9 protein-coding genes and 1 pseudogene are annotated in these 8,027 nt (G+C 71.9%); 6 read left to right on the top strand and 4 right to left on the bottom strand.

What is annotated here, in order from left to right:
- On the top strand, positions 1 to 364 hold a 364-nt coding region (locus BGM09_RS37285), incomplete at its 5' end, for a WYL domain-containing protein (RefSeq protein WP_188286204.1).
- Here BGM09_RS37285 and BGM09_RS39305 read toward each other — a convergent pair.
- Both BGM09_RS39305 and BGM09_RS39300 read right to left on the bottom strand, forming a co-directional pair.
- Entirely contained in the window at positions 327 to 848 is a 522-nt protein-coding gene (locus BGM09_RS39305) for a VanZ family protein (RefSeq protein WP_411158421.1), read from the bottom strand. The genes BGM09_RS37285 and BGM09_RS39305 overlap by 38 nt on opposite strands.
- 611 nt (positions 849 to 1,459) lie before the next feature.
- Positions 1,460 to 2,014 carry an LPXTG cell wall anchor domain-containing protein gene (locus BGM09_RS39300; protein WP_223188153.1) on the bottom strand — a complete coding sequence of 185 codons (555 nt, stop codon included), beginning with the start codon at positions 2,012 to 2,014 and terminating at the stop codon, positions 1,460 to 1,462.
- 293 nt (positions 2,015 to 2,307) lie between these two features.
- On the opposite strand from BGM09_RS39300, the gene BGM09_RS37270 reads away from it, so the two are divergent.
- The 5 genes from BGM09_RS37270 to BGM09_RS37250 are packed head-to-tail and all read left to right on the top strand — an operon-like array spanning position 2,308 to position 7,115.
- Entirely contained in the window at positions 2,308 to 3,954 is a 1,647-nt protein-coding gene (locus tag BGM09_RS37270) for a DNA repair helicase XPB (protein ID WP_188286202.1), read from the top strand.
- Between the two features lie 53 nt (positions 3,955 to 4,007).
- Positions 4,008 to 4,331 carry a hypothetical protein gene (locus BGM09_RS37265; protein WP_188286201.1) on the top strand — a complete coding sequence of 108 codons (324 nt, stop codon included), beginning with the start codon at positions 4,008 to 4,010 and terminating at the stop codon, positions 4,329 to 4,331.
- Between the two features lie 49 nt (positions 4,332 to 4,380).
- Complete coding sequence (locus tag BGM09_RS37260) at positions 4,381 to 4,968, top strand: hypothetical protein (RefSeq protein WP_188286200.1); 588 nt, start codon at positions 4,381 to 4,383, stop codon at positions 4,966 to 4,968.
- Positions 4,969 to 5,010: 42 nt separating this feature from the next.
- Complete coding sequence (locus BGM09_RS37255) at positions 5,011 to 6,369, top strand: putative T7SS-secreted protein (protein WP_188286199.1); 1,359 nt, start codon at positions 5,011 to 5,013, stop codon at positions 6,367 to 6,369.
- Entirely contained in the window at positions 6,366 to 7,115 is a 750-nt protein-coding gene (locus tag BGM09_RS37250) for a hypothetical protein (protein WP_188286198.1), read from the top strand. The genes BGM09_RS37255 and BGM09_RS37250 overlap by 4 nt, the downstream gene beginning before the upstream one ends.
- Here BGM09_RS37250 and BGM09_RS37245 read toward each other — a convergent pair.
- Together BGM09_RS37245 and BGM09_RS37240 are read right to left on the bottom strand one after the other, a co-directional pair.
- Positions 7,112 to 7,600, bottom strand: a complete 489-nt coding sequence (locus BGM09_RS37245) for a hypothetical protein (protein ID WP_223188151.1) — start codon at positions 7,598 to 7,600, stop codon at positions 7,112 to 7,114. The genes BGM09_RS37250 and BGM09_RS37245 overlap by 4 nt on opposite strands.
- Positions 7,597 to 8,027, bottom strand: a pseudogene (locus BGM09_RS37240) (transferase); the annotation flags it as partial. The pseudogene BGM09_RS37240 and the gene BGM09_RS37245, both read right to left, overlap by 4 nt.

Raw genomic sequence — 8,027 nt, 5'->3', positions numbered from 1 at the left:
GCCCGCGGCGGCGCTGCTGGGGGCCGCGGTCAAGGCGGTCCGCGCGGGCGACCGCGCCTCGACCGCCGTACGCCGCTCCCCCGATGCCGCGGTGTCCTCAGCCGCCGCCGGGAACGCGGACGGCGGCCTGCCCCGTACGCCCGCCGCCGACACCCTCGCCACCATGCAGGCGGCGGTGCTGAGCGGCGAGTCGCTGTGGATCGGTTACGTCAACGCGGACGGCGCCGCGAGCCAGCGGGTGATCGCGCCGGTACGGGTCGAGGGCGGCTACGTGACGGCGTACGACCACACCGTGGACGAGGTGCGCACCTTCGCGCTGCACCGGATCACGGGCGTTTCTGAGCTGGCCGACGACCCGGCCTGACCCCCTCCTGCCGTACGTCCTTGCGTACGTCCTTGCGCGCGTACGTCCGCACGCCGTCCGTTTCGGCCGTCCCGCGCTGCCACCAGTGGTGACGGCGGGGGTAGAGGGCGCGGCCGAGGCGCAGGCCGAGCAGCAGGTAACCGATCAGGGCGCCGGTGGTGTTGAGGATCACGTCGTCGATGTCGAAGGACCGGCCCACGATGATGACGCCCTGTGTCGTCTCCACGATCAGCATCGTCAGTCCGGTCAGCACCCCGACCCTCAGCAGGCCGCGCGCTTTCGGGAACAGCATCGGCAGCAGGACGCCGAAGGGCACCCCGAGCAGGATGTTGCCGCCGAGCTGCTTGACCGCGTCGCGCGTGCTCGGCCCGTTCAGATAGGCCCTGATCGAGTGGCCGGGGTGGAGGTTGGAGTGGATCAGCGAGACGGACGCCGGTGACGGCACCAGCGTCACCTGCGCCAGCGCCACCGCGAAGGCCACCATGCCGACGATCGCCGCCGCCAGCACGACCACGCGGGCGAGCGTCGCGCCCCACGAACGGCGTTGCAGCAGGGGGACGTACGGCTCCTCGACCGGCTCGGGCTCGACGACCGGCGCGGCCTTGGGCTTCGGCCTGAACCTGGACTTCAGCGTGGGCTTGGACTCGGGCTCCGGCTTCGCCTTCGCCTTCGGACCGGCCTCGGCGGCCGGGGGCGCGGCCTTCGTCCAGGGCCAGGTGCGGGCGGGCGCCGTGTCGCGTGACGTGTCGCGAGCCGTGGCCCGTGTCTTCGGTGCCGCCTTCGCGGGTGCTTTCGCCGACGCCTTACGGGCCTGGGTCTTGGTACGCGGCTGGGCGGCCTTGCGTACGGGGGTGCGTGCGGGCTTGGCCGCGGACTTCGGCGTGGCTGCCGGGTCCGCCGTGGCCTTCGGCGCCTTCGCCTTCGGCCCGTCCTTCGGTTCCTTCGACGCCGTGCGGAACAGCGCCATCCTCACCGCCATGAACCCTTGCCCCCTCGGATAGCCACCGTCATGGCGGCGCATACCCGCGACCGGCCGCCGTACGCCGTCCGCACGCGACGACTCCGACGGCCGATCTCCTTGGGCGGCAGGGGACTTCAGCCGTGCCGGCCCCTGCGCCGCGTCGCCGCGACGAGCAGCCCGCCCGCTCCCAGCGCCCCGGCCGCCGCCACGGCCAGCCACTCGGTCTCCGCACCGGTGTGCGGAAGGTGCCCGGGGGGCGAGGTCGGCGGCCCCGTGGGCGGGGACGTCGGGGGCGTGGTCCAGCCCGTGGTGGGAGGCGTGGTCGGAGGTGAGGTGGGGGGCGAGGTCGGCGGGGTGGTCCAGCCCGTGGTGGGAGGCGTCGTGGGAGGTGTGGTCGGCGGCGAGGTCGGCGGGGACGTCGGGGGCGTCGTCCAACCCGTGGTGGGAGGCGTCGTGGGAGGCGTCGTCCAGCCCGTCGTCGGCGGGGTGGTGGGCGGCGACGTGGGAGGCGACGTGGGAGGTGACGAGTACGGCGGGGTCGTCGGCGGGCACGACGTGCTCTCGCTGGGGGACGGCCACCCGGTGTCGGGGGCGGACGACCATCCCGTATCGCTGTACGAGGGCCCGCCCGCGGGGCTCGGGGACGCGCCGGCCGCCGAGCCGGGGAGCAGCAGCCCGGCCGCGGCCATGACCGCGGCGCCGACGACGGCCGTGGAGGCCGCGACGGCCCGCAGTTTCCCCCGCTCACGCGGGTCTGCGGGGGGAAGCGCGGAGGAAGGTGCCTGTGGGTTGTCCATACCGGGCAGATAACAACAGGTCGGGCGCGACGCGCCGAGCGCCACGTACGCGGTCGGCGCAGCTTCGCTCGGATGGCGAACGATCGCGCGCAGGGTTGGCCGCCATCGGGGTGAACCGCGACACGCGGTCTTGACCGCCATTCGCAGTACAATTCTCTGTTCGGTCCCGTCAGCGGAGGTCATGCGTGTCCTGTCTCATCGTGCAGAGCGACAAAACGCTCCTCCTGGAGGTCGATCACGAGCAGGCGGACGCCTGCCGCCGTGCCATCGCGCCCTTCGCGGAGCTGGAGCGCGCCCCCGAGCACATCCACACCTACCGGCTGACCCCGCTCGGCCTGTGGAACGCGCGGGCGGCGGGCCACGACGCCGAGCAGGTGGTGGACGCGCTGGTCGAGTACTCGCGCTATCCGGTGCCGCACGCGCTGCTGGTCGACGTGGCCGAGACGATGGACCGCTACGGGCGGCTGCGGCTGAGCAAGCACCCCACCCACGGCCTGGTGCTGACCAGCACCGACCGCCCGGTGCTGGAGGAGATCCTGCGGTCGAAGAAGATCCAGCCGCTGGTGGGCGCCCGGATCGACCCGGACACGGTGCTGGTGCACCCCTCCGAGCGCGGCCAGATCAAACAGGTGCTGCTCAAGCTCGGCTGGCCCGCCGAGGACTTCGCCGGTTACGTGGACGGCGAGGCGCACCCGATCGAGCTCGACGAGACCGGCTGGGCGCTGCGGCCGTACCAGCGGCAGGCCGTGGAGAACTTCTGGCACGGCGGCTCCGGCGTCGTCGTGCTGCCCTGCGGCGCGGGCAAGACGCTGGTCGGCGCGGGCGCGATGGCCGAGGCCAAGGCGACCACGCTGATCCTGGTGACGAACACCGTCTCGGCGCGGCAGTGGAAGAGCGAGCTGATCAAGCGGACGTCGCTGACCGAGGAGGAGATCGGCGAGTACAGCGGCACCCGCAAGGAGATCCGGCCGGTCACCATCGCCACGTACCAGGTGCTGACGACCAAGCGGAAGGGCGTCTACGCGCACCTGGAGCTGTTCGACTCCCGCGACTGGGGCCTGATCCTCTACGACGAGGTGCACCTGCTGCCCGCGCCGGTCTTCAAGTTCACCGCCGACCTCCAGGCCCGGCGGCGGCTCGGCCTGACCGCGACCCTGGTCCGCGAGGACGGCCGCGAGTCCGACGTCTTCTCCCTCATCGGGCCGAAGCGGTTCGACGCGCCCTGGAAGGAGATCGAGGCGCAGGGCTACATCGCGCCCGCCGACTGCGTCGAGGTCCGCGTCAACCTCACCGACTCCGAGCGGCTCGCCTACGCGACCGCCGAGCCCGAGGAGAAGTACCGCTACTGCGCCACGACCGCCACCAAGCGGCGGGTCACCGAGGCGCTGGTCGCCCAGCACAAGGGGCAGCAGACCCTCGTCATCGGCCAGTACATCGACCAGCTCGACGAGCTGGGCGAACACCTCAACGCCCCCGTCATCAAGGGCGAGACCACCAACGCCCAGCGCGAGAAGCTCTTCGGCGCCTTCCGCAACGGCGAGATCTCGGTCCTGGTCGTCTCCAAGGTCGCCAACTTCTCCATCGACCTCCCCGAGGCCACCGTCGCCATCCAGGTCTCCGGCACCTTCGGCTCCCGCCAGGAAGAGGCCCAGCGCCTCGGCCGCGTCCTGCGCCCCAAGGCCGACGGCCACGAGGCCCGCTTCTACTCCGTCGTCGCCCGCGACACCATCGACCAGGACTTCGCCGCCCACCGCCAGCGCTTCCTCGCGGAACAGGGCTACGCCTATCGCATCATCGACGCCGACGGCCTCCTGGAAGGCGAGACGTCCTAAGTCGTTTCCGATAGCCTTTTCGGGTCCTGCATGTCGGCCGAAAGGAGGCTCAGTTGTCGTTTCTGAAGTTCTTCGGCGACGAGGTCAAGGGGATCGCGCGGACCCTGGAGACCAGCGGTGAGCACATGCGGGGCGCGTCCAAGGAGATGCAGCGAGTTGACGCGAGTCAGCTCGGGCACGCCGATCTGCATTCCGCTTGTGACGATTTCGCCGACTCGTGGCACTACGGATTCGGGCAGCTCTCCAAGGCCACGAAGGGGATCTCCGAATACGCCGACAAGGCGTCCGACGAATTCCAGAAGATGGACCAGAAGCTCGCGGACGACCTGCGGAAGAAGAGCCAGGAGCAGGGCGGTTCCCAGCCCGGCGGCAGGTGAAGGACCGGCGGCGACCGACGGCCAGGGAGAGGGAGGTGAACAGCGCTTCATGCCACGCAGGACTCCGCTGACCGCGCTGAGGGACGCCGTCGCCACCGGACGCGACCAGTACGAGGTGCAGCTCACCTCTCCGGGCCTGAGGAAACTCGCCGCCTACGCCTATGTGGCCGAGCAGTTCGGCTACCGGTACGCGGGCCCGGCGCCCGGCAGCCGCTCGATGAACCAGCCGCTGATGACCTTCCGGCGGAGCCCGGAGCTGGGGGAGCTCGCCGCGCGGACCGCGGCCCGGTATCCCGACCCGGCCGGGGGCGGTCCGCTGCCGGGGATGGTCGAGGGACGCGGACTGCGGCCCGCGAAGTCGGCGGCGGGTGACGTGCGCCTGATCCATTCGCGGATGGTCGTCGACGCGTGCCTGCGCTACGGCCGACGGGTGCTGAAGAACATCCTGGTGCTGCTCGTCGTCATAGCGGTCGTCCTCTTCTTTCCCGGATACACCGTGCGTCACGTCCTCGTCGGCGCGGGCGTATGGCTGGCTTTCTTCGCCGTGTACCTGATCGGGCTCGGCATCGCGCGGCTCAGACTCGCGCGGCATCGGAACCGCTTGGCGGCAAGCGGAGTTCAGTGGCCGCCGCCGTAAAACCGTTCAGTGGCCACCGTCGTGGTTCGAGGGGGAGAACTGATGGCTTCAGACACGTATCCGCACCTTGGTTTTGATCCGGCACCCGGAGATCTCGAATCCACCCGTGCCCTGACGCTGGCCGTCGGCCGGGTCATCGGCGGAAGCGACGCCGCGAAGACCGAACTGGGCAAGATGGGCAGCGCGGACGGTGCGTGGGTCGGGAAGTCCGCGGACGCGTTCACCGAGGCGTACGCGAAAGTGCCGCCGTATCTCCAGAAGGCGCTGACGTCGCTGAGCACGGCGCATCGCGCTCTCACCTCGTGGGAGCGGCAGTTGGACGGTTTCCAGGCGCGGGCCCGGCGGCTGGAGTCGGACGCGGCGCACGCGGCGGCGCGGGTCGGCTCCGCGCAGTCCGCGGTCGACGCGCTCCCCTCCTCCACCGACGGGATGACGGACCAGGAGAAGGAGCGGCACGAGGGCGACACCAAGACCACGAAGAGTTCCCTGGACTCCGCCACCACCGAACTGGCGGCCGTCCGCGACCGCGGCCACGCGCTCAAGTCCGAGCACGCGCAGGCCGCTTCGGACACCGCGCGGCTCATCCACGGCGCGGCGGACGACGCGCCGCCCGAGCCCGGCTGGTTCGACAAGGCGATGCACGCGGTGGCCGCGTTCGCCGAGGGCGCCTGGGACGTGATCAGCGACCCCGAGTTCTGGAAACTGATCGGCGACATCCTGGCGGATGTCGCCATGGTCATCGGTGTGGCCGCGATCTTCATATCGGGGCTCGGCATGGCGGCGTTCGTCGTGGCGGCTCTCGCGCTCGCCTTCCATCTGGCCGCGAAGGCGGGCGGCGCGGACGTGTCGTGGGAGACCCTGGCATGGGACGCGGTCGGCGTGTTCGCCGGTGCCGTGAGTCTCGGCGGCGCGCGGCTGGCCAGGGCCGGTGAGGGCCTGGTGGAGGCGGGGCGCGGTCTGCGCCTGACCTCCGGTTTCATGAAGTCGCTCGGCGAGGTCAGATTCGGCAACATCTTCAAGGGTCTCAAGGGCATCCCCAGCGGTGTCTCGAACACCGCCCGCGGATTCGCCATGGCGGGCAAGGGCTGGGTGTTCAAGGGCGCGGGCGAGATGATCGACACCGGAGCCACCTGGGTGGGAGCCGCGCTCGCCATCGGTTCCAACGTGCACAACGGCAGTTGGAGCAAGGGGCGTTGGACGGACGGGAAGTGGGAGGTCGGCGACATCCCGGTGGTCGGCCCCCTGGTGAACTACGTCAACCCGCCCACGACCACCGCCGCGCCCGCCCCTGCGGCGAGCGGCCCCCGGCGGCCCGTCCTCGACCCGTCCTCGGTCCTGACCTCGTCCGGCAACGCCTTCACCTCGCATCTGGACCCGTCGCGGTTCGGTACCGCCGCATGAGCGTCGCCGAGCAGCGCGGGACGGGCGCCTCGGGTCCTGACACCGTCCCCGCCTTCCGTTACGCGTTCCACCACCACGTCCCCGACGAGTTCGTGCGGCTGCCAGAACCCACCGGGTCCGACGGCTGGCGCGAGGCCATGGCGGAGCTGCTGCCGGAGGCCGGTGAGGAGGAGCGGGAGGCGGCGGGCGAGAGTCTGCGGCAGCAACTGCCGCTGCTGACGGCCCGGGAGAATGTCGTCCTCACCGCCATGTGCATCGGCACCGAGAACGTCGACGGGGGCGAGCGGCTGTCCATGGGCCTGGTCGCGGTGACGGTACGGCCGAGCGGCCACACCCCCGCGACCCGCGTCTTCACCGCGGAGGGCATCTATCAGGCCGCGGTGCGCAAGGTGTTCTCTGCCGTGCCCGAGGAGTCGCTCCAGGAGCTGAGCTTCCCGCTCGGCGAGGGCCTTCAGGGCCCGGAGGACATGGTCCTCGCCGCGAAGCTGCCGTGCGGGCCCGGCGTCATGACGACGGCGCTGCGCAGCCTCCGGTTCCCCACCCTCGAACCGGGTCTGGCCACACCGCCGCTCCCCGTCGGCGTCCTGGAGCTGATCGTTCCCGCGCCGCACAGCTACTGCGTCTGCGTCACCATCTCCACCCCGTCGGTGTTCCTGCTCGACTCCTACAGCGCGCGTCTGGCGCACATCGGCAGAACGCTGGAGTTCGGGGAACCGGACCGGGGCCCGTCGCACGACGGTGCTTAGCCGGCGGCGGGGAGGTGGAAGTAGATCAGGAGGGTGGTGACGGCGAGGAGCGGGACGGCGAGGGAGGCGACGGCGCGGGTCGCGCGGTGGCGCAGGCGCCAGGGGAGGGCCCAGGACACGACGAGCGCGACGACGGCGAGCAGGAGGACGGCGGGGGCGACCAGGAGCATGGTGGTCAGCGCCTGGCAGCCGTTGCGCGTGCAGGAGTCGGTCGCCATCGGGGAGAACAGCGCGATCAGTCCGCAGAAGGCGATGACCGGGCCGCCGAGGACGGTGGCGATCAGCGGGGCGACGTAGGCGTGGCTGTCGTGGTCCGGCGGCCTGAAGGGGGGCACGAAGCGGGGCACGACGGGGGGAACGAAGGGGGCGGGGCCGTAGGCGGGGGTCTGCCGGAGCTGCGGACGGGCGCCCGCGCCGTGCTGCCACTCGTGCGGCTGCGGCGGGCCGTACGGGTCCTGCGGGACGTACGGGCTGCTCTTGGTCATGTCATCCATTCAACGGACCGGGCGGCCGGGGCGGATCCGGTGTCGTACTCATGTCGGCGCGGGCGGGTACTCAGAGCGGTGCCGGCCAGCAGGGCGAGGCCGAGCAGGGGGTAGGGGGCGGCGAGGGGCTGTTCCCACCAGGAGAAGCGCAGGTCGCGGTCGCCCTGGTGCGGCACGAGCCACATGCTGCGTCCGCAGAAGACGGCGGCGCAGCCGAGGAGCGCGGCGGTGTGTACGGCGCGGGCGCCGGGGCCCGCGGCGGCGGCGCCCGAGGCCAGGACCGCCAGCAGGGGGACGCACCAGACCCAGTGGTGGGACCAGCTCACCGGCGAGACCAGCAGGGCGGTGACGGCCGCGCAGAGCAGGCCGAGCGCGGGCCGGCCGCGGCGGTGGGCGCGGGCGGCGACGGCGAGTCCCGCGGCGGCGG

It is taken from the genome of Streptomyces sp. CBMA29, assembly GCF_014596445.1.
GTDB lineage: Bacteria > Actinomycetota > Actinomycetes > Streptomycetales > Streptomycetaceae > Actinacidiphila.
Note: the sequence above shows the minus strand (reverse complement) of the source record. Positions and strands in the feature narration are given on the sequence as shown.

Bases quoted from the DNA above. Each gene is read 5' to 3' on its own strand.
- BGM09_RS37255 (WP_188286199.1), top strand. From the start codon at position 5,011: ATGGCTTCAGACACGTATCCGCACCTTGGTTTTGATCCGGCACCCGGA.
- BGM09_RS39300 (WP_223188153.1), bottom strand. From the start codon at position 2,014: ATGGCCGCGGCCGGGCTGCTGCTCCCCGGCTCGGCGGCCGGCGCGTCC.
- BGM09_RS39305 (WP_411158421.1), bottom strand. From the start codon at position 848: ATGGTGGCCTTCGCGGTGGCGCTGGCGCAGGTGACGCTGGTGCCGTCA.
- BGM09_RS37245 (WP_223188151.1), bottom strand. From the start codon at position 7,600: ATGACCAAGAGCAGCCCGTACGTCCCGCAGGACCCGTACGGCCCGCCG.
- BGM09_RS37250 (WP_188286198.1), top strand. From the start codon at position 6,366: ATGAGCGTCGCCGAGCAGCGCGGGACGGGCGCCTCGGGTCCTGACACC.
- BGM09_RS37260 (WP_188286200.1), top strand. From the start codon at position 4,381: ATGCCACGCAGGACTCCGCTGACCGCGCTGAGGGACGCCGTCGCCACC.